General features: G+C 74.7%; 21 protein-coding genes. 15 read left to right on the top strand and 6 right to left on the bottom strand.

Going from position 1 to position 19,717, the window contains the following annotated elements:
- The first annotated feature begins 170 nt into the window (after positions 1 to 170).
- Positions 171 to 1,118: a PRC and DUF2382 domain-containing protein gene (locus tag K1Y72_RS21645; protein ID WP_308287175.1), complete on the top strand. Its 948-nt coding sequence runs from the start codon at positions 171 to 173 to the stop codon at positions 1,116 to 1,118.
- Between the two features lie 70 nt (positions 1,119 to 1,188).
- Here the strand turns inward: K1Y72_RS21645 and K1Y72_RS21650 are convergent, their stop codons facing one another.
- Positions 1,189 to 2,070 carry an iron-sulfur binding domain-containing protein gene (locus K1Y72_RS21650; RefSeq protein ID WP_220168405.1) on the bottom strand — a complete coding sequence of 294 codons (882 nt, stop codon included), beginning with the start codon at positions 2,068 to 2,070 and terminating at the stop codon, positions 1,189 to 1,191.
- A 67-nt stretch (positions 2,071 to 2,137) separates the two neighbouring features.
- On the opposite strand from K1Y72_RS21650, the gene K1Y72_RS21655 reads away from it, so the two are divergent.
- A complete protein-coding gene (locus K1Y72_RS21655) occupies positions 2,138 to 2,809 on the top strand; it encodes a hypothetical protein (RefSeq protein WP_220168238.1) in 672 nt (223 codons plus the stop codon).
- A gap of 39 nt (positions 2,810 to 2,848) precedes the next feature.
- Here K1Y72_RS21655 and disA read toward each other — a convergent pair whose 3' ends face one another.
- Positions 2,849 to 3,931: a DNA integrity scanning diadenylate cyclase DisA gene (gene disA, locus K1Y72_RS21660; RefSeq protein ID WP_220168239.1), complete on the bottom strand. Its 1,083-nt coding sequence runs from the start codon at positions 3,929 to 3,931 to the stop codon at positions 2,849 to 2,851.
- A gap of 114 nt (positions 3,932 to 4,045) precedes the next feature.
- Positions 4,046 to 5,506 carry a DNA repair protein RadA gene (radA, locus tag K1Y72_RS21665; protein WP_220168240.1) on the bottom strand — a complete coding sequence of 487 codons (1,461 nt, stop codon included), beginning with the start codon at positions 5,504 to 5,506 and terminating at the stop codon, positions 4,046 to 4,048.
- A 178-nt stretch (positions 5,507 to 5,684) separates the two neighbouring features.
- On the opposite strand from radA, the gene K1Y72_RS21670 reads away from it, so the two are divergent.
- Positions 5,685 to 6,569, top strand: a complete 885-nt coding sequence (locus K1Y72_RS21670; protein ID WP_220168241.1) for an SGNH/GDSL hydrolase family protein — start codon at positions 5,685 to 5,687, stop codon at positions 6,567 to 6,569.
- 6 nt (positions 6,570 to 6,575) lie between these two features.
- On the opposite strand, the gene K1Y72_RS21675 is transcribed toward K1Y72_RS21670, so the two are convergent.
- Positions 6,576 to 7,637 carry an alpha/beta fold hydrolase gene (locus K1Y72_RS21675; protein WP_220168242.1) on the bottom strand — a complete coding sequence of 354 codons (1,062 nt, stop codon included), beginning with the start codon at positions 7,635 to 7,637 and terminating at the stop codon, positions 6,576 to 6,578.
- Between the two features lie 69 nt (positions 7,638 to 7,706).
- A complete protein-coding gene (locus tag K1Y72_RS21680; RefSeq protein ID WP_308287176.1) occupies positions 7,707 to 8,405 on the bottom strand; it encodes a class I SAM-dependent methyltransferase in 699 nt (232 codons plus the stop codon).
- Positions 8,406 to 8,612: 207 nt separating this feature from the next.
- On the opposite strand from K1Y72_RS21680, the gene K1Y72_RS21685 reads away from it, so the two are divergent.
- The 8 genes from K1Y72_RS21685 to K1Y72_RS21720 all read left to right on the top strand — a co-directional run bounded on the left by K1Y72_RS21685 (position 8,613) and on the right by K1Y72_RS21720 (position 15,207).
- Positions 8,613 to 9,497 carry a sugar phosphate isomerase/epimerase family protein gene (locus K1Y72_RS21685; RefSeq protein ID WP_220168244.1) on the top strand — a complete coding sequence of 295 codons (885 nt, stop codon included), beginning with the start codon at positions 8,613 to 8,615 and terminating at the stop codon, positions 9,495 to 9,497.
- Positions 9,494 to 10,090 (top strand): TetR/AcrR family transcriptional regulator, encoded by a 597-nt coding sequence (locus K1Y72_RS37270; protein WP_220168245.1) that lies wholly within the window; start codon positions 9,494 to 9,496, stop codon positions 10,088 to 10,090. Before K1Y72_RS21685 ends, K1Y72_RS37270 begins: the two co-directional genes overlap by 4 nt.
- A gap of 58 nt (positions 10,091 to 10,148) precedes the next feature.
- Entirely contained in the window at positions 10,149 to 10,934 is a 786-nt protein-coding gene (locus K1Y72_RS21695; RefSeq protein ID WP_220168246.1) for an ABC transporter ATP-binding protein, read from the top strand.
- Entirely contained in the window at positions 10,931 to 11,677 is a 747-nt protein-coding gene (locus tag K1Y72_RS21700) for an ABC transporter permease (RefSeq protein WP_220168247.1), read from the top strand. Before K1Y72_RS21695 ends, K1Y72_RS21700 begins: the two co-directional genes overlap by 4 nt.
- 46 nt (positions 11,678 to 11,723) lie before the next feature.
- Positions 11,724 to 12,860, top strand: coding sequence for an LCP family protein (locus K1Y72_RS21705; RefSeq protein ID WP_220168248.1), 1,137 nt, complete (start codon positions 11,724 to 11,726; stop codon positions 12,858 to 12,860).
- Positions 12,861 to 12,969: 109 nt separating this feature from the next.
- Entirely contained in the window at positions 12,970 to 13,890 is a 921-nt protein-coding gene (locus K1Y72_RS21710) for a proline dehydrogenase family protein (RefSeq protein ID WP_220168406.1), read from the top strand.
- A 51-nt stretch (positions 13,891 to 13,941) separates the two neighbouring features.
- Positions 13,942 to 14,736, top strand: coding sequence for a pyrroline-5-carboxylate reductase (gene proC / locus K1Y72_RS21715; RefSeq protein ID WP_220168249.1), 795 nt, complete (start codon positions 13,942 to 13,944; stop codon positions 14,734 to 14,736).
- Between the two features lie 36 nt (positions 14,737 to 14,772).
- Positions 14,773 to 15,207, top strand: coding sequence for a hypothetical protein (locus K1Y72_RS21720; protein ID WP_220168250.1), 435 nt, complete (start codon positions 14,773 to 14,775; stop codon positions 15,205 to 15,207).
- A gap of 57 nt (positions 15,208 to 15,264) precedes the next feature.
- Here the strand turns inward: K1Y72_RS21720 and K1Y72_RS21725 are convergent, their stop codons facing one another.
- Positions 15,265 to 16,407, bottom strand: coding sequence for an alpha/beta hydrolase (locus K1Y72_RS21725; protein WP_220168251.1), 1,143 nt, complete (start codon positions 16,405 to 16,407; stop codon positions 15,265 to 15,267).
- A 197-nt stretch (positions 16,408 to 16,604) separates the two neighbouring features.
- Between K1Y72_RS21725 and K1Y72_RS21730 the strand changes: the two genes are divergently transcribed.
- The 4 genes from K1Y72_RS21730 to K1Y72_RS21745 all read left to right on the top strand — a co-directional run bounded on the left by K1Y72_RS21730 (position 16,605) and on the right by K1Y72_RS21745 (position 19,702).
- The gene (locus K1Y72_RS21730; protein WP_220168252.1) at positions 16,605 to 17,837 is read left to right on the top strand and encodes an acetoin utilization protein AcuC; all 1,233 of its coding nucleotides are present in this window, start codon (positions 16,605 to 16,607) and stop codon (positions 17,835 to 17,837) included.
- Positions 17,837 to 18,673: a phosphatase gene (locus tag K1Y72_RS21735; protein ID WP_220168253.1), complete on the top strand. Its 837-nt coding sequence runs from the start codon at positions 17,837 to 17,839 to the stop codon at positions 18,671 to 18,673. The genes K1Y72_RS21730 and K1Y72_RS21735 overlap by 1 nt, the downstream gene beginning before the upstream one ends.
- A gap of 348 nt (positions 18,674 to 19,021) precedes the next feature.
- Positions 19,022 to 19,225, top strand: a complete 204-nt coding sequence (locus tag K1Y72_RS21740) for a helix-turn-helix domain-containing protein (RefSeq protein ID WP_187233448.1) — start codon at positions 19,022 to 19,024, stop codon at positions 19,223 to 19,225.
- A 378-nt stretch (positions 19,226 to 19,603) separates the two neighbouring features.
- Positions 19,604 to 19,702 carry a 30S ribosomal protein bS22 gene (locus tag K1Y72_RS21745; protein ID WP_018654693.1) on the top strand — a complete coding sequence of 33 codons (99 nt, stop codon included), beginning with the start codon at positions 19,604 to 19,606 and terminating at the stop codon, positions 19,700 to 19,702.
- The last annotated feature ends 15 nt before the right edge of the window (positions 19,703 to 19,717 follow it).

Genomic DNA, 19,717 nt, shown 5'->3' on the forward strand with positions numbered 1-19,717 from the left:
GCGGCGAAATGGCTGTGATGCCGCGTTTCTGCTGGTGGGGGGCGGATAGACCGCCGTATGAAGATGACGGGCGATGACGCGACCGCGGATCCGAGATCCGTTCCGAGTGCGACGAGAGTCCGCGCCGCACCTGCCCCGCCAGGGGCCGGCCGCGCGGAGGAGGGGTCGACGTGCAGACCAAGACCAGCGGCAAGGAACTGATGGACCTGGAGGTCACCGGCAAGGACGGGACCAAGCTCGGGACCGTCAAGCAGGTGTACCTGAACGACGCCAGCGGCGCCCCGGAGTGGATCACGGTGGTGACCGGCTGGTTCGGCCAGCGGGAGAGCTTCGTCCCGCTCGCCGGGGTGGACCGCAAGGGCGACGTCCTGCAGGTCTCCTACGACAAGGACAAGATCAAGGGCGCGCCGAGCATCGACGCCGACCAGCACCTGGACCGGCAGGAGGTCGCCGAGCTCTACCGCTACTACGGCCTCCAGCCCGACAGGGGCGCCGTCCCGAACCAGCCGAACCGCACGCCCGGCCAGGGCGACGCCGGCCGCATGCAGGCCGACCAGGGCCGCCGCGCCGGGCAGCAGGGCAAGGCCGCCATGCTGGGCGGCCAGGCCGGCCAGGAGACCCTGCGCAAGCCGGGGATGCGGGACGCGGCCGGGGCCGAGGACGCCGAGCTCGTCCGCTCCGAGGAACGCCTCCGCGTCGCGACCGAGCGCCGCGAGGCCGGGCACGTCCGCCTGCGCCGGTGGGTGGAGACCGAGGACGTGCGCATGTCCGTGCCGGTCACCCGCGAGCGCATCAAGGTGGAGCGGGTGCCGATCGACGGCGAGCAGGCGACCGGCGAGTTCGCCGACCTCGTCCTCGGCGAGGACGAGCGGGAGGTCGTGCTGCACGAGGAGCGCGCCGTGGTGACCAAGGACACGGTCGCCGTCGAGCGCGTCCGCGTCAGCGTCGAGCGCGTCACCGAGGAGCAGCCCGTCGAGGACCAGGTCCGCAAGGAGCGGATCGAGGTGATCCCGGACGACGGGGTCCAGCTCGACGGCGACCTCGCCGAGCGCGACATGAAGGACCGCGCCAAGGACCAGGTCCTGAAGGACCGCGATCCCAAGGGCCGCCGGAGCTAGTCCGGCCCGCCGCGGCACCACCGGGCCGCCCGTCCCCGCGAGGGGCGGGCGGCCCGGCGCGTCCCCTAGGTCAGGCGGGGAGGGCGTAGCGGCCGTCGTCGAGGGGATCGATCAGGCCGTCGGCGATGAGGCCGTCGAGGGCCCGCTCGCGCTGGACGGCGTCGGACCACACCACGTCCAGGGCGGGCTTGCCCACCGGGCCGTGCGCCTCGCGCAGCACGGCGAGCAGCCGGCCCCGGCACTGGCGGTCGGTGCCCGCGTACGACTGGCCCCGGCGCGGCGGCCCGTCGTAGGCGGGACGGCCCCGCGCCTGCCACTCGCAGCGCTCCAGGACGGGGCAGTCGACGCAGCGCGGCGACCGGGCCGTGCAGACGAGCGCGCCGAGCTCCATCGCCGCGACCGCCCACCGCGCCGCCGTCGCCGGCTCGGCGGGCAGCAGCGACTCGGCGAGCGTCACCTCGGCGCGGGTCTGCGCCTTCGGCGGGTACTCCACGCCCGTGACGACCCGCGCCAGCACCCGGCGAACGTTGGTGTCGAGGACGGCGTGCCGCTGCCCGAACGCGAAGCTCGCGACGGCGGCGGCGGTGTAGGAGCCGATGCCGGGCAGCGCGAGCAGCGCGGCGTGGTCGCCCGGGACGGCGCCGCCGTGCCGCTCGGTGATCGCGACGGCGGCCTGGTGGAGCCGCAGGGCGCGGCGCGGGTAGCCGAGCCGGCCCCAGGCGCGCACCGCCTCGCCGGACGGCTCGGCGGCGAGCGCGGCGGGCGTCGGCCAGCGCGCCAGCCACTCCCGCCAGACCGGCAGCACCCGGGCGACCGGCGTCTGCTGGAGCATGATCTCGCTGACGAGGACGCCCCACGGCGTCGCGTCCGCCGCCCGCCACGGCAGGTCGCGGGCGTGCGCGGCGTACCACGCCAGGACCGGTTCGGTGATCGAAATTGGGGAGGTCCGCATGATGAGTTGCCATTCTGGCACGGCGGGTCACCGCCCCCGTCCCGATCGGCGAAGAGATACTGAGCGTATGGAGGAGGACACCGAACGCGATCCCGACGACCTCGGCTTCGACCAGTACTGGAAGCGGCGGGCCGTCGCCCTCGCCGCCGTGCTCGGCGTCGTCGGCCTCGGCGCCTACGCCTGCGTCGGCGGGAGCGGGGACGACGAGCAGGCGCCCCGCCGCGAGACGGTGCAGAACGCCGCGGCCGTCGGCGCGCCGAGCCCCGCGCCGCCGACGCTGCCGGCGGCGGCGCCGACCGTGACGGTCACCGCGCGGGTCACCAAGACCGCCGCCGCGCCCCGCCGGGCCGGGGACGCCTGCGCGCCGGACGCGCTGGTCGTCAACGTCGCCTCGGCCCGCGAGGTCTACGCGGCGGACGACCGGCCGCAGTTCGCGCTGACCGTCGTCAACACCGGCGCCAAGCCGTGCACGTTCGACGTCGGCAGCCGCGCCCTGGACCTGCGGATCAGCTCCGGCGCCGACCGGGTGTGGGCGGCGAGCCGCTGCGACGCGGGGACCGGCACGTCCATCCAGATGCTGCGGCGCGGCATCCCCTACGCCAAGACCTTCACCTGGGACCGCCGCCGCGCCGGCGAGGAGTGCCGGGGCGACCGCCCGAAGGCCCGGCCCGGGACCTACGTCGCGCAGCTGAAGGGCCAGGGCGTCAAGACCAAGAAGCAGGTGTTCGCGCTGCGGTAGCGCCCGCCGGGCCGGGCCGTCCGCGCGAGGGCGGCCCGGTCAGACGTAGCGTTCCAGGATGGAGGACTCGGCGAGCCGCGACAGGCCCTCGCGGACGCTGCGCGCCCGGGACTCGCCGACGCCGTCGACGGCCTGGAGGTCGTCGATGCTGGCGGCGAGCAGCTTCTGCAGGCCGCCGAAATGCTCGACGAGGCGCTCCACGACCAGGCTCGGCAGCCGCGGCACCTTGGCGAGCAGCCGGTACCCCTTCGGGCTGACCGGCAGGTCGAGCGCCTCGGGCCCGGCGAACCCCATCACCTCGGCGACCGTGGACAGGTCGAGCAGCTCGTTGGCCGTCAGCACGTCCAGGGCGGCGAGGACGGCGTCCACGCCGCGGTCGCGGGTGTCGGCGGACGGGTAGTCGCGGACGATCAGCTCGCGGTCGACGTCGACGCCCGACACCAGCTCGTCGAGCTGCAGCGACAGGAGCCGCCCGTCGGTGCCGAGCTCGACGACGTAACCCTCGATCTCGTCGGCGATGCGGCGGACCATCTCCAGCCGCTGCACGACCGCCGCGACGTCGCGGACGGTGACCAGGTCCTCGATCTCCAGCGCCGACAGGGTGCCCGACACCTCGTCGAGGCGCAGCTTGTAGCGCTCGAGGGTGGCGAGGGCCTGGTTGGCCTTGGACAGGATCGCCGCCGAGTCCTCCAGGACGTAGCGGATGCCGTCCAGGTAGAGGGCGATGATGTGCATCGACTGGGAGACCGAGATCACCGGGTGCGGGGTCTGCCGGGCGACGCGCTCGGCGGTGCGGTGCCGGGTGCCGGACTCCTCGGTCGGGATGGTGGAGTCGGGCACCAGGTGCACGGCGGCGCGGACGATGCGGTGCTGGGAGTCGTCGATGACGATCGCGCCGTCCATCTTGGCGAGCTCGCGGAGCCGGGTCGCGGAGAACTCCACGTCCAGCTCGAAGCCGCCGGTGCAGACCTCCTCGACCTCGGCGTCGTAGCCGAGCACGATGAGCGCGCCGGTGTGGCCGCGCAGGATGCGCTCCAGGCCGTCCCTCAGCTGGGTGCCCGGCGCCACCGCCGCGAGCGTGGCGCGGCGGCGTTCGTCATGACCCTTGTTGTGTGCTGGCACCTGGCCCCCGGGGATGTCGCTGGACGGCGCCAGTTTACCGAGGCCGGCCGCCGGCCGGTCCGTCCCCGGGCCGCAAGCGTGCGACGGCGCACCCGACCTGTGGCGGGAGACGCGTCAGGGCGCGGTGAAGGCGACCTGGAGCGCCTGGGTGAGGCTGTCGACCTCCATCACCTTCATGCCCTCGTAGCTCATGAGCTGCGGGTCGGCGCGCTTCAGCGGCGAGCCGTCGCCGAGCTCCAGCGAGCCGCGCGGCACGACGGCGTACTTGAAGCCGAGCCGGGTCGCCTCGGCGAGGCGGCGCTGCACGCCCGGCACGATCCGCACCTCGCCGGCGAGACCGACCTCGCCGACGGCGATGAGGTGGCTGGACAGCGTCTGCTCGACGGTGGACCCGGCGACGGCGAGCGCGAGCGCGAGGTCGACGGAGGTCTCGGTGAGGCGGACGCCGCCGACGGTCGACACGTACACGTCCTGCTCGTGCATGGAGATCTTGCAGCGCTGGGCGAGGACGGCGAGGACCATCGCGACCCGCGAGGTCTCCAGCCCCGACGAGGCGCGCCGCGGCGACGGCAGGTGCGACTTGGCGACGAGCGCCTGCACCTCGGCGACGAGCGGGCGGCGCCCCTCCAGGGTGACGGTCACGCAGGTGCCGGGGACGGGCTCGTCGCGGCGGGTGAGGAACAGCCCGGACGGGTCGGCGACGCCGACGATGCCGACCTCCGACAGGTCGAAGCAGCCGAGCTCGTCGGTCGGGCCGTAGCGGTTCTTCACGGCGCGGATCATCCGCAGCCGCGAGTGCCGGTCGCCCTCGAAGTACAGGACGACGTCGACCAGGTGCTCCAGCAGGCGCGGGCCCGCGATGGCGCCCTCCTTGGTGACGTGCCCGACGAGCACGACGGTGATGCCGCGCTCCTTGGCGACGCGGATGAGGTTGGCGGCGACCTCGCGGATCTGGGTGACGCCGCCGGGCGCGCCGTCGACCTCGCTCGTGCCGATCGTCTGGATCGAGTCGACGATCATCAGGGTGGGTTCGACGGCGTCGACGTGGCCGAGGACGGCCGACAGCTCGGTCTCGGCGGCCAGGTACAGGTCGTCGGTGATCGCGCCGACCCGGTCGGCGCGGAGCCGGACCTGCTCGGCGGACTCCTCGCCGGTGATGTAGAGGACGGGGGAGCGGCCCGTCTCGCCGGCCTGCCCGGGGACGGGCTCGCGGGCGGCGTCGGCGGACGAGGCGAGCGCGGCGACCTCCAGCAGCAGCGTGGACTTGCCGATGCCGGGCTCGCCCGCCAGCAGCAGCACGGCGCCGGGGACGATGCCGCCGCCGAGGACGCGGTCGAGCTCGTCGAGGCCGGTCGGGCGGGTCCGCGCGGACCGCACGTCGACCTTGCCGATGGGCCGCGCGGGCGCGCTGACCGGGCCGGCCGACACGACGCGGGCGGGCGTGGCGCTCGTCCCCTCGACGATCGTGCCCCACGTCTGGCACTCGCCGCAGCGGCCCACCCACTTGGACGTCTGCCAGCCGCACTCGGAGCAGCGGTACGCCGCCGAGCGCGCGGCCGCCTTCGTCTTCGCCATGCGCAGCAGCGTAGGCGCCGCCACCGACAGTTCGGGCCAGGTGGTACGGGTGGGGCGGCGTGCGCCTCCTGTGACTCCATGTAGTTACATGATGACGGGCCGCGTCCGGCGGCTTATGGTGGCGGGGCCCGGGCCCGGTCGCCGGCCGATCGGGGCCTCCGCTGAAAGGACGCGGTACATGCACCTCAAGAAGGCACTGGGGGTGGCGTCGGCGGTCGCGGCGCTGCTGGCGCTCGGCTCGCCCGTGGCGGCGCGGGCGGACGGGACCGCCGCGGCCCAGGGGAAGAGTTATGTGGCCCTGGGTGACTCGTTCACCGCCGGTCCGCTCATTCCCCGGTCGGCGGGCGGCGTGCCCGGGTGCCTGCGCTCGGACCACGCCTACCCGTCCCTGGTCGCGGCCGGCCTCGGCGCCCGCCTCACCGACGCGAGCTGCAGCGGCGCCGAGACCGAGCACATGTCCTCCCCGCAGACGACGCCGCTCGGCGTGAACCCGCCGCAGCTCGACGCGCTGGCGGAGGACACCGGCCTCGTCACGCTCGGCATCGGCGGCAACGACGTCGGCTTCGGCCAGATCGCGGTCACCTGCGGCCTGCTCAGCGTCAAGGACCACGCCGGCGCGCCCTGCACCGCCCGCTACGGCGACGAGCTCGCGCGGCGGGTCGACGCGACGGCGCCGAAGGTCGCCGCCGTCCTCGCCGAGATCCACCGCCGCTCCCCGCGGGCCCGCGTGCTCGTCGTCGGCTACCTGCGGCTCGTCCCCGAGGCGCCCGGCTGCTGGCCGGTCGTGCCGCTCGCCGCCGGCGACCTGGCGTTCCTGGACGCGGCCGAGCGGCGGCTGAACGCGATGCTGGAGAAGCGGGCCGCCGCGGCCGGCGCCACCTTCGTGGACGCCTACCGCGACGGCCTCGGGCACGACATGTGCGCCCCGCCCGGCCGCAAGTGGGTCGAGGGGATCGCGCTGACGTCCGCGGCCGCGCCGTTCCACCCGAACGCCGCCGGGATGCGGGAGGTCGCCGCGCGCGTCGCCGCCGCCGTCCCGGCGGCCCGCAGCACCGACGCCTGACGGGGCTCAGGACGCGGGCAGCGCCTTGCGGGCGCGCGCGATCAGGTCGCCGAGGTGGTCGGAGACGACGCTCGGCCGCTCCAGCATGGCCATGTGCCCGCTGGTCGGGACGACCTCCAGCCGGGCGTCCGGCACGCAGGAGGCGATGCGCAGGCTGTGCTGGACGGGCGTCAGCAGGTCGTTCTCCGCGCCGATGACGAGGTTGTCGATCCCGGCGAGGCGCCCGCAGTCGCTGATCACCTCGGTCGTGATCATCGAGTGGAAGAAGTCGATCAGGGCGTCCATCCGGGTGTCGGCCATCATCTCCTCGGCGAACCGCACCGCCGCCGGGGACGCGTCCGGGCCGAACGCGATCAGGTCCTCGATCACCATGGAGCCGTCCCGGCCGAGGTGGCGGACCTTCTCGATGGCGGCCGACCCGGCCCCGGCCAGCCGCAGCGAGCGCGGCAGGACGCGGCTGGTGACGCGGGCGAGCGCGGCCGGCATGCCGAGCGTCACGGCGCCGAGGTTGCCCGAGGAGGTGCAGAGCAGGCCGGTCGCCACGACCTTGCGGCCGATCAGCTCGCTGTACTCGTCGGCGAACCGCATCGTCGTCATGCCGCCCATGGAGTGCCCGACGAGCACGACGGGCGTCTCCTCGGGGACGGTCTGGTCGATGACGTCCTTGAGGTCGTGCGCGAGGCGGTGCAGGCCGTAGCCGTCGCGCGCGCCCCCGTCGGAGCGGCCGTGCCCGCGCTGGTCCCAGAAGACCAGGCGGCCGAGGCCGCGCAGGGCCTTGCGCTGGAAGTGCCAGGAGTCCTGGGTGAGCGTCCAGCCGTGCGAGAACACGACGGCGAGGTCGGTGCGGTCGGCGCCGTCGATCTCGGCGTAGAGCCGGGTGCCGTCGGACGCGCGGACGGGGGCGGGGGTGCCGCGCAGGGAGCCGAACGGCTCGGCGGCGTAGGGGTCGGGCCGCAGCTTGAGGCGGCGGACCGCGCGGCGCTGGGCGGCCAGGCCGGCGCCGGCGCCGGCGGCGCCGAGGGCGGTGGCGGCGAGAAGGGTGCGGCCCGTGGTGGCGGCGCGTCCCATGGGTGACCTCCAGTTCAGCGGATCCCGACATTATTGTCCGGGCGTCCAACAGTCTCGGCGGCGGGGTGCCTAGCGGTTCTTCCACCAGATGTTGACGGCGTAATCCACCTCCAGCCCGGGATGCTCGGCGAGGAAGGCGCCCGCGAGATCGGGCGGGAACTCGATGCGCAGCACCGCCGCGAAGTCCTCGCGGCTCTGGAACGCCCAGCGCATCAGGACCGGCTCGCGGGCGAAGCCGCGCCGCGTCCAGAACCGCTCGACGGCGGCGGGGTCGTAGGACGGCAGCCAGCGCCGGAACCAGCCGCCGAAGGTGGAGCGGGCGGCGTCGTTGTCGACGATCATGATGGTGCCGCCGCGCCGCACGACGCGGTCCAGCTCGGCGAGGCCCGGCTCGCAGCCGGGGCCGAAGAAGTAGGCCCAGCGCGCGTGCGCCACGTCGACGCAGGCGTCCGGAAGCGGCAACGCCTGCGCGGCGCCGACGCGGACCGTGACGTTCGGCAGGTCGCGGGTCCGCTCCCGCGCGGCGGCGGCGAGGCGGGCGTGCGGCTCGACGCCGACGACCCTCGCGGCCTCGGCGGCGAACAGCGGCAGGTGGAAGCCGGTGCCGCAGCCGACGTCGAGCACGGCCGCCCCCGCCCAGGGGCGCAGCCGCCGGAGCGCCGCCTCGATGGCGCCGTCCGGGTCCACGGCGCGGTTCTCGATCTCGTAGACGCGCGGGGAGTTCCAGATGTTGGGGCTCGGCACGGCCCCCGGTGCGATGTCGGCCACGGGTACCGAGCGTAGCGACCGGCGCCGCGCGGAAATCCAGATCACGCCGGGTCGCGGGTTCCAGCGGCCCTCCGGGCGCATAGGCTTTCGGTGCGTGGGCGCCGCCGGCCGGGAGGGCGGCGCGGGCGCCGTGCGACGGACCGGAGACCCGCCGGGCCGCCGGGACGCCCGCCGTCCCACCGCCGAGCGAAGAACGGGCAGGGAGCCTTGACCCCGCAGCGAAACGGCGCCGCCGCACCGGCCATCCGCGTGCCGGACGCCCCGATCACGCTGTCCACGGCGTCGGTCTATCCGGAGAAGGTGCCGAGCGCCTTCGAGATCGCGGCGCTGCTCGGCTACGACGGCGTCGAGGTGATGGTCTCCACCGACGCCTCCTCGCAGGACCTCGGCGTGCTCCGCCGGCTGTCGGACTACCACCAGGTGCCGATCAGGTCGATCCACGCGCCCTGCCTGCTGCTCACCCAGCGAGTCTGGGGCCGCGAGCCGTGGGGGAAGCTGGTCCGCTCCAAGGAGGTCGCCGAGGAGCTCGGCGCCGACGTCGTGGTCGTGCACCCGCCGTTCCGCTGGCAGCGCGACTACGCCCGCGACTTCGTCGAGGGCGTCGCCCGCATGCAGGAGGAGACCGACGTCCTGTTCGCGGTCGAGAACATGTTCCCGCTGAAGGCGCGCGGCGCCGAGGCCGGCATGTACGCGCCCGACTGGAACCCCGTCGACCAGGACTTCGCGCACGTCACGCTCGACCTGTCGCACACCGCCGTCTCGGGCTCGGACGCCGTCGCGATGGCCGCCGACCTCGGCGACCGGCTGCGCCACGTCCACCTCGCCGACGGCGTCGGCGTCACCAACAAGGACGAGCACCTGGTGCCGGGCCGCGGCTCCCAGCCCTGCGGGCCGATCCTGGAGACCCTCGCCGAGGGCGGCTTCGGCGGCCACATCGTGCTGGAGGTCAACACCCGGCGGGCCGACAGCCGCGCCGAGCGGATGGAGGACCTCGCCGAGGCCCTGGCGTTCGCGCGGCTGCACCTCGCCGCCGCCGACCGCACCTGGGAGGTCACCTCGGGCGGTGAGGTCTCCCGGCGGAGCCTGCGGTGACGGGTGCCGCGCCCGAGGCGGGCCAGGGGCCGCGCGGGCGGCGCCCCGGCCCGACCGAGACGCGCGCGGCGATCCTCGACGCGGCCCGCGCCCTGTTCGGCGACAAGGGCTACGACGGCGCCTCGGTGCGCGCCGTCGCGCGCGCGGCGGGCGTCGACCCGGCGCTCGTGCACCACTTCTACGGCGGCAAGCAGGGCCTGTTCGTCGCCGCGATGCGCTTCCCCGTCGACCCCGCCGAGGTGCTGGCGCGGTTCGCGACGGCCGACCGCGCCGCGTTCCCCGAGACGATGGCCCGCACCTTCCTGGAGTTCTGGGACGACCCCGACCGGCGCGCCCCGATCCTCGCGCTGTTCCGGTCGGCGATGACCAACGAGCGGGCCGCCGCGATGATGCGCGAGTTCGTCACCGCCGCGCTGCTGGAGCGCGTCGCCGAGGGGCAGGGCGTGCCCCTGGAGCGGGTGCAGGCCGCCGCCGCGCAGCTCGTCGGCATGGCCGTGCTGCGCTACGTCCTCCGGGTCGAGCCGATGGCCTCGCTCGGCCGCGACGAGCTCGTCGCGCTGCTCGCGCCCGCCCTGCGCGCCCACTTCGGCTGACCGCACCCGCCCCCCGGCGACCCTTGACCGGGCCGCCGTGCCGGCATAAATTCATCACATGATGAATTCGGCTCCGGCGATCGAGGCCCGCGGCCTGCGCGTGGTCCGGGGCGGCCGCGCGGTCCTGCACGACCTGTCCTTCGAGGTGGCGCGCGGCAGCGTCGTCGGGCTGCTCGGGCCGAGCGGCTGCGGCAAGTCCACGCTGCTGCGCGCCCTGGTCGGCGTGCAGGTCGTCGCGGGCGGCACCGTCACCGTGCTCGGCGCGCCGGCCGGATCGCCTGGCCTGCGCCGCCGCGTCGGCTACGCGACGCAGGCGCCCGCCGTCTACACCGACCTCAGCGTCGGCGAGAACCTGCGCTACTTCGCCGCCGTGCTCGGCGCGCCGCGCGCCGCCGCCGACCGGGTGATCGAGGAGGTCGGGCTCGCCGACCACCGCGACCGGGCCGTCGGGACGCTGTCGGGCGGCCAGCTGAACCGCGTCAACCTCGCGGTGGCGCTGGTCGGCCGCCCCGAGCTGCTCGTCCTGGACGAGCCGACCGTCGGCCTCGACCCGGTGCTGCGCGAGGAGCTGTGGAAGCTGTTCCGCGAGCTGGCCGGGAACGGGACGACGCTGCTGGTGTCCAGCCACGTCATGGACGAGGCGGGCCGCACCGACCGGCTGCTGCTCATGCGCGAGGGCCGGTTCCTCGCCGACGACGCCCCGGACGCGCTGCTGGAGCGGACCGGCGCCCGCGACCTGGAGGAGGCCTTCCTCCGCCTGATCACCGACACCGCCGACACCGCCGACACCGCCGACACCGCCGACACCGCCGACACCGCCGACACGCCGGGGAGCACGGCATGAGCACCGCCTTCACGCCGAGGATCACCCTCGCCACCACCCGCCGCATCCTCGCCCAGCTCCGGCACGACCCGCGGACGATCGCGCTGCTCGTCCTCGTGCCGAGCCTGCTGATGGTCCTGCTGCGCTACGTCTTCGACAGCCCCGGCCTGTTCGACCGGGTCGGGCCGCAGCTCATCGCCGTCTTCCCGCTGGTGATCATGTTCATCGTGACCAGCGTGGCGACGCTGCGCGAGCGCACCGGCGGGACGCTGGAGCGGCTCATGGCCACCCCGACCGGCAAGCTGGACTTCCTGCTCGGCTACGCCCTCGCGTTCGGCGCGCTCGCGGTCGTCCAGGTCGGCGCCGTGCTCGCGGTCTCGCTCACCTGGCTCGGCCTCGACCTCGCCGGGTCGGTCGGGTCGCTGTTCCTGGTCGCCGTCCTCGACGCGCTGCTCGGCATGGCGCTCGGGCTGCTGGCGAGCGCGTTCGCGCGCACCGAGTTCCAGGCGGTGCAGTTCATGCCGGCGTTCGTGCTGCCGCAGCTGCTGCTCTGCGGCCTGTTCGTGCCGCGCGACCAGATGGCGTCCTGGCTGCACGCGGCGTCGGTGGTGATGCCGATGTCCTACGCCGTGGAGGCGATGCAGCAGCTCACGCGGTACAGCGACGTCACCGGCACGCTGGTGCGGGACGTCCTGGTGATCGCCGGCTGCACGCTCCTCGCGCTCGGGCTCGGCGCCGCCACCCTGCGCCGCCGCACGGCTTGAGCGTTTGGTCACTAATGAGTGTTTTCGCCTGGTAGCTTCTGGCGCCATGACGTCCCAGGACCCCTTCGGCCCCGACCGGCCCGCCGACCCCGCCGCTCCCGGCGGCGGCACCGCCGTCACGATCGCCGGCCAGGACGGGGACGGGGGCGGCGGCCACCGGGCCCGCCCGCGCCGCAAGCGCGTCTGGCTGCGCGTCCTCATCGCCGTCGTGGTGTTCTTCGCGCTGCTCGCCGCCGGGATCGCCGGCCTGCTCTGGCAGCGCGAGTCGGCGCTCAACGGCAACATCAAGCGGCAGCAGGGCTGGCAGCCCGAGGGGCAGCGGCCCGGCCCGTCGGCGATCGGCACCGACAACTGGCTGCTCGTCGGGTCCGACACCCGCGCGGACGCGGGCACCACCGGCAAAGGAAACGATGACCTGTGGAAGCCGGGGCGGCAGCGCTCCGACACGATCATGCTGCTGCACCTGCCGGCCGACAAGAAGAAGGCCTACCTGGTCTCCTTCCCGCGCGACTCCTGGGTCGAGGTCCCCGGCTACGGCAAGCAGAAGATCAACGCGGCGTTCTCCTACGGCGGCCCGAAGCTGCTCACCGAGACCGTGGAGAAGCTGACCGGCGTCCGCGTCGACCACTACGGCGCGATCGACTTCGCCGGGTTCAAGGCCATGACCGACGCGCTCGGCGGCGTCACCGTGGACATCAAGCAGAGCGTCTACGACCCGGCCCGCAAGAAGCAGTGGCAGGCCGGGCGGCAGAAGCTGAACGGCGAGGACGCGCTGCTGTACGTCCGCCAGCGCTACAACCTGCCGAACGGCGACTTCGACCGGATCAAGCGCCAGCAGGCGTTCCTGAGGGCCCTCGCCGGGCAGGCGGCGGACGGCGGGACGCTCGGCAACCCGCTGAAGCTGAACCGCTTCCTGGAGGCGTTCACCAAGTCGATCACCGTGGACGACACGATGAGCGGCGGGAAGCTGCGCTCGCTCGCCCTCGGCCTGCGCGGCCTGCGCCCCGCCGACGTCACCTTCCTCACCGCCCCCTACAAGGGCACCGGGACGCGCGGCAAGCAGAGCGTCGTGCTGCTCGACCCCAAGCGGTCGGCCGCCCTCTTCGAGGCGATCAAGACCGCCGACATGCCCGGCTACGTGGCGAAGTACGGCGGCAACAAGGTCGGCGGCCCCGTCTCCTGACCCGGCCGGCCCCGCGCCGCCCGTGATCCGCGGCGGGCACCGGGTAGGACCCGGTCGGGGACCGGACGCGGGATCCGGCGGAAGGGGGCGGGCCGTGCCGTACCGGCCGCTGGTGAGCCGCGCGCTGCTCGCCGCCGCGGGGAGCGGCGGCGTCCGCAGGGTCCTGGCGACCGCGCCGGGCACCCGGGAGGTCCTCCGGCGCTTCGTCGCGGGCGAGACCGCCGAGGACGCGCTCCGCGCCGGCGACCGGCTGGCCGGCGAGGGCCTGCTCGCCACCTACGACATGCTCGGCGAGGACGCCGGGGACCGCGCGCGGGCGGACGCCGCCACCCGCGGCCACCTCGACCTGCTGGCCCGGATCGGCGCGCGCGGCCTCGGCCCGCGCGCCGAGGCGTCCCTCAAGCTCACCGCCCTCGGGCAGGAGCTGGACGAGGACCTGGCGCTGGCGAACGCCCGCCGGATCTGCGCCGCCGCCCGCGACGCCGGGACGGCGGTGACGCTCGACGCCGAGGGCCCGGCCACCGTCGCCTCGACGCTGCGGATCCTGCGCGAGCTGCGCCGCGACTTCCCGGGCACCGGCGCGGTCGTCCAGGCGTACCTGCGGCGCGCCGAGGAGCTCTGCGCCGAGCTGGCCTTCGAGGGGTCGCGGGTGCGGCTCTGCAAGGGCGCCTACGCCGCTCCCGAGGAGGTCGCCTTCACCGGCCGCGAGGACGTCGACCGGTCCTACGTGCGGTGCCTGAAGGTGCTGATGACCGGCGCCGGCCACCCCATGGTCGCCACCCACGACCCGCGCCTCATCGAGATCGCGGGCGCGCTCGCCCGGCTGCACGACCGCGACGCCGACACCTTCGAGTACCAGCTCCTCTACGGGGTCCGCCCGAACGAGCAGCGGCGCCTCGCCGCCGAGGGCGCCCGGGTCCGCGTCTACGTCGCCTACGGCACGCAGTGGTACGGCTACTTCATGCGCCGCCTCGCCGAGCGCCCCGCCGGCCTCGCCGCCGTCCTCCGCTCCGCCGCCACCCGCGGCTGACGCGCGCCCTAGGGTGGGGGCGTCCGTGAACCCCCACGTCAAGGTGTACGAATGATCGCGATTCTGGGTGCCGGGAAGATGGGCGAGGCGCTGCTGTCGGGCGTGCTGCGGGCGGGCCTCCGGCCGGCGGAGCTGACCGCCACCGCCCGCCGCGAGGAGCGCGCGGCGCTGCTGCGCGAGCGCTACGGCGTCGCGACCGCCTCCAACGCCGAGGCGGCGGCGGCCGCCGACACCCTGATCCTGGCGGTGAAGCCGCAGGACATGGGCGCGCTGCTGGCCGAGATCACCGGGCACGTCTCCCCGGACCGGCTCGTGGTGTCGATGGCGGCCGGCATCACCGCCGCGTTCATCGAGGAGCGGCTGCCCGCCGGCGTCCCGGTCGTGCGGGTCATGTCCAACACCCCGGTGCTGGTGGACGAGGCGATGAGCGTCATCTCGCCCGGCTCGCACGCCACCGAGGAGCACCTGAAGCTCGCCGAGGGGCTGCTCAGCCCGGTCGGCAAGGTCACCCGCATCCCCGAGTCGCTCCAGGACGCCGCGACGGCCCTGTCGGGCAGCGGCCCCGCCTACTTCTACTACCTGGTCGAGGCGATGGTGGACGCCGGCATCCTGCTCGGCATGCCGCGCGCCGCCGCGCTGGAGATGGTCGTGCAGTCGGCCGTCGGCGCCGCGGTGATGCTGCGCGACTCCGGCGAGCACCCGGTGCTGCTGCGCGAGGCCGTGACGTCGCCGGGCGGCACCACGATCGCGGCGATCCGCGAGCTGGAGCGGCACGGCGTCCGGGCCGCGGTCCTGGAGGCGATCGAGGCCGCCCGCAACCGGGGGCGCGAGCTCGCCGGCGGCTGAATTGAGCCGATCGCCGCTCCGGTACGTGCTCCCGGTATGGGCATTGTGCTGCGGATCCTGACAGCGGCCGGTCTGGCGGTGGACGCGGTCGTCCACTGGCGGTTCGCGCCGGAGATGGCGAGCGTGCCGGGCGGCTCCATCGGTGCCGACACGATCTTCTACGCGCAGGCGGTGGCGGCGGCGGTCGCGGCCGTGCTGGTCCTCGTGCGGCCGCGCCGCTGGACCTACGCGGCGGCGTTCCTCGTCGCGGCGAGCGCCGTGGCGGCGCTGCTCCTCTACTACTACGTGGACGTCGGCGCGCTCGGCCCGCTGCCGGACATGTCCGAGCCTGTCTGGTACACCGAGAAGACGCTCAGCCTGGTCGGCGAGGGCGTCGCGGCGCTCGCCGCGCTGGCCGGCCTGCTGACGGCGGGCCGCGCGCCCGGCGCCCGCACCGAGGACGCCGGCGAGCGCGACGTCTCGCGCGTCTGACGAGGACCCCCCGCACGGCGTCGCCCGTCACCGCGCGCCGTGCGGGGCGCCCTCGAATCAGGCGACCGCCTCGGCTCCCGCGGCCGCGGCGGCGCCCGGACCCGTCACGGTGTCCCCGTGGCGGGGCTCCGCGGTGACGCGCGCGACGAAGCGGGCGGTCTCGCGCATCGCCGCGCTCGCCTCGGGCAGCACCCGGTTGAGGATCTGGAAGACGTGCATCTGGCCCTTCCAGACCTGCAGCTCGCAGTCGTTGCCGGCCTCCGTCAGCGCCCGGTGCAGCGCCTCGGAGTCGCCGCGCAGCACCTCGGCGCCGCCGACCTGGATGAGGATCGGCGGCGTCTCGCTCCACGGGCAGGTGAGCAGCGCGAGGCGCGGGTCGGCGAAGTCGCCCGACCCGACGACGAGCCGGGCGACCCGGCGGGCCGCGCTGGCGCTGATGTAGGGGTCGCGGGCGAGCCGCTGCGCCTGCGTGGACAGCTCGCAGGTGAGGTCGGCCCAGGGGGAGAACAGCACCGTCCCGGCCGGGCGCGGCAGGCCCGTCCGGCAGATCTCGCCGGTCAGCGACGCGGCCAGGTGGCCGCCCGCCGAGTCGCCCGCAATGACGATCCCCGAGGCGGGGACGCCGCGCGCGAGCAGCCACTCGTAGGCGGCGACGGCGTCCTCCAGCGGGGCGGGGAAGGGGTGCTCGGGCGCCAGCCGGTAGCGGGGCACGAGCACCGGCAGGCCGGTGTCGACGGCGAGCCGCGAGGTGATCGGGCGGTGCGTGCGCGGCGAGCAGACGACGTAGCCGCCGCCGTGCAGGTAGAGGATCGCGCCGGCGCGGCCGCGCTCGCCCTCCCGGCTCACCACCCACTCGCCGCGCACCCGGCGCCGCTCGCCGTCCTGCTCGACGCCCGGGTCGTCCAGCGGCTTGATCATGACGCGGGAGGAGGGGCGGAGCAGCAGGGACGCGGCGTCCACGCCCGAGCGCGCCGTGCGGATGCCGCGCGCGTACCCGGGGACGCTGTTCATGAGGGGGTAGAAGCCGAGGCGCAGCGTGCGCGAGATCGCGCGGCTGCGGACGCTCGGGCGGCGCTCGTGCGGCGCGCGGCGGTGCGCGGCGGCGGCGGTGTCGGTCGCGGGCGGGGTGACGGGGTCGGCGTCCGGAAGCGGCAGCGGGGTCACCTCCGGCGGCAGTCCGTCGTACCTGAGCGGTTCCATGTCCACCCCACCTGCCGTCTGTTTCATGTGTGTTACCGGTTAGATGCCCCATTAATGGGAGTTGTTCACGTCACAACTTTGTAGCAATGCTGCTGGTTTGGCCCTCTGCCCTTTACGCGTCCGTACACGCACGGTGGCGCCCGGTTGTGATCCATGCCACCCGGACCGGCGGAGCGCGGGGGCGATACCGTGAGGTCATGAGCGCAGATCCGGCCCCCGCCGCCACGGCCCCGTCGGCACCGGACGGCTGCGGGCTGCGGGTCCTCTGGGACGAGCGGCTCACCGCCTACGACTTCGGCCCCGGGCACCCGATGAACCCCGTCCGGGTCGAGCTCACCGTCGCGCTCGCCCGCGAGCTCGGCGTCCTGGACGCCGCCAACGTGGACGTGCGGGACTTCGCGGCCGCCGACGACGCGCTGCTCCGCCTCGTCCACGAGGAGGGTTACATCGCCTCCGTCCGGCACTCGGGGCAGACCGGCCTGCCCGACGAGCGGCGCGGCATCGGCACCGCCGACAACCCGGTCTTCCTCGGCATGCACGAGGCGTCCGCGCTCATCGCCGGGGCCTCGGTCGCGGGCGCCCGCGCCGTCTGGAGCGGCGACGCCGAGCACGCCGCCAACATCTCCGGCGGCCTGCACCACGCCCTCGCGGGCGCGGCGAGCGGCTTCTGCGTCTACAACGACCCCGCCATCGCGATCGCCTGGCTGCTGGACAACGGCGCCGAGCGCGTCGCCTACGTCGACATCGACGTCCACCACGGCGACGGCGTCCAGGACGCCTTCTACAACGACCCGCGGGTGCTCACCGTCAGCCTGCACGAGTCGCCCCGCACGCTGTTCCCCGGCACCGGCCTGCCGACCGAGACCGGCGGCCCGGACGCGCCCGGCTCGGCGGTCAACGTCGCGCTGCCGCCCGGCACCGGCGACGCCGCCTGGCTGCGGGCCTTCGAGGCCGTCGTCCCGGCCGCGCTGCGCGCGTTCGGGCCGCAGTTCCTGGTCACCCAGCACGGCGCCGACGCGCACGCCCTGGACCCTCTCGCCCACCTCATCCTCACCATCGACGGGCAGCGCACCGCCTACCGGCGCCTGCACGAGCTGGCCCACGAGGTCGCCGGCGGCCGGTGGCTGGCGACCGGCGGCGGCGGGTACGAGCTCGTCCAGGTCGTCCCCCGCGCCTGGACCCACCTGCTCGCCGAGGCGGCGGGCCGCCGCCTGGACCCGGAGACGGCCACCCCCGAGACCTGGCGCGACTTCGTGCGGGAGCGCACCGACGAGATCGCGCCGCGCCGCATGACCGACGGAACTCTGGAGGTGCGCGTGCACACCTGGGAAGAGGGCTTCGACCCGGCCAACCCGGTGGACCAGGCCGTCCTGGCGACCCGCCGGGCGGTCTTCCCCGAGCTCGGCCTCGACCCGATGGCGGACCTCTGATGGCCCGCCCGGGGAGGCGGGCGAAGGGCGCGGGGGCGCCGTCCCGCGACGAGCTGCGCGCCCACCTGGTCCGCACGATGATCGCCGGCGGGGTCGCCACGCCGCGCCAGAACAACCTGCTGCACTTCCGGCGGCTGGCCGCCGGCGACCCGTACTACGCGTTCGGGCTGGAGTTCAAGCGCGGCTACACCGAGCGCGAGATCCTGGAGATCATGGTCGAGCGCTGCGGCGTCGACCCCGACCCCCGGCACGTCTACGGGGACGACACCATCGACCCCGACCTGACGATCGGCGCGCTCGACCGGATGGCGGCGCGGATCGGCGCGGCCGCCGAGGCCCGCTCGCCGGTCGTGGTCGCCACCGGGCACCCCGCGACGCTGACCGAGGTCTACCAGGCCGTCGCGCGGGCCCTCGCGGCGCGCGGCTGCGCCGTCCTCACCCCGGCCGACGGCTGGGAGTACGAGGTCGACCGGCCCTACGGCGGCACCGAGCTGCGGCGCCTCGTCTACGCGCCGGGCGGCGTGGCGATGCTGGAGGGCGACGACGGCCGCACCCACCACACGCACGACCCCGCCCCGATGGAGCGGATGCTGGCCGTCCTCGCAGCGGAATCCGGACAATGGCCGGATCTGGCCATCGCCGATCACGGCTGGGCGGGCGCGGCCGGGCAGGCCGGCGTGGACGCCGTCGGCTTCGCGGACTGTAACGACCCCGCGCTGTTCGTCGGCGAGGCCGAAGGCAGGATCGTCGCGACGGTGCCGCTCGACGACGGCGTGTCCCCGCAGCACTACCGGCCTTTGACCGCCTATCTGCTGGAGCGTTCCGGGCTCGGCTGAGCGGAGTTTCCGGAAAACACCCGCAAACGGTGGCCGGAATGCGTCACGCGAAGTGACGCGGCGGCCGTAGCGGGACTCCCGGGACGCGGCCGTTCGGCCGGTGACGCCTGAGCCGCAGGTCATCGCCTGTTTCCGGGACGCGGGGCGGTACCGCCGCACTCTCGGTACCGCCACCTCCACGCTCCGTATGAAAGGACAGTGTGTCCTTTCCGTTAGGGCCGGAGACGGAACCCACCGCAATTCCCCTCTTGCGACTCGCGGTACTCGATTTACGCTGGATGAAGTACACGTGCGTGATCAAAGTCACCCAAAGGGCCGGTGCGCGGCACGTGTGGAAGAGGGCGTCCGATGAGCTCAGGCGAGCGACCTCTCAGCGAGGTCAGGTTCCTGACCGTGGCCGAAGTGGCGGCGGTGATGCGGGTGTCCAAGATGACCGTCTACCGCCTCGTCCACTCGGGCGAGCTCCCCGCGATCCGCGTGGGCCGCTCGTTCCGGGTACCCGAGCAGGCCGTTCACGACTACCTGCGGGATGCGTACATCGAAGCGGGGTGAGCGGGCCCCGCTCGGGCGGGGGCGGATCCGGGACGGCGGTCCCGGCGCCGGCGGGGCGGGCGCGAGCCCGCGCCGCGGCGACGTCATCGGGGACGACGACGAGCAAGGACCGGCCGGCGGACCACGCGGCCGCCGGCCCCGGCGCCCGCGGGGGACGCGTTCCCCGCGGGCGCCGGGAACGGTCCGGAGACGCGCGGTTGCGCGGCGTTCCGGCGGGTAGGGGAGCGGCCTGGGCGGCGCGTGCGGCGACCGGCGGCATGACCTCGGTCGGCGCAGCGGTACCCTTGGGCAGCGGACGGTGAACGGCGGAGGCGTACGGCCTCCCGGCGGGACCGTCCGTCTCCTGTACGAACTTCCGAAATCGTCGAGCGAGGTCTCGTGGGCTCTGTCATCAAGAAGCGCCGCAAGCGGATGGCCAAGAAGAAGCACCGCAAGCTGCTGAAGAAGACGCGCATCCAGCGTCGCAACAAGAAGTAATCACGCCGGCCACCA

This window comes from Actinomadura parmotrematis (assembly GCF_019458805.1).
GTDB classification, from domain to species: domain Bacteria; phylum Actinomycetota; class Actinomycetes; order Streptosporangiales; family Streptosporangiaceae; genus Spirillospora; species Spirillospora parmotrematis.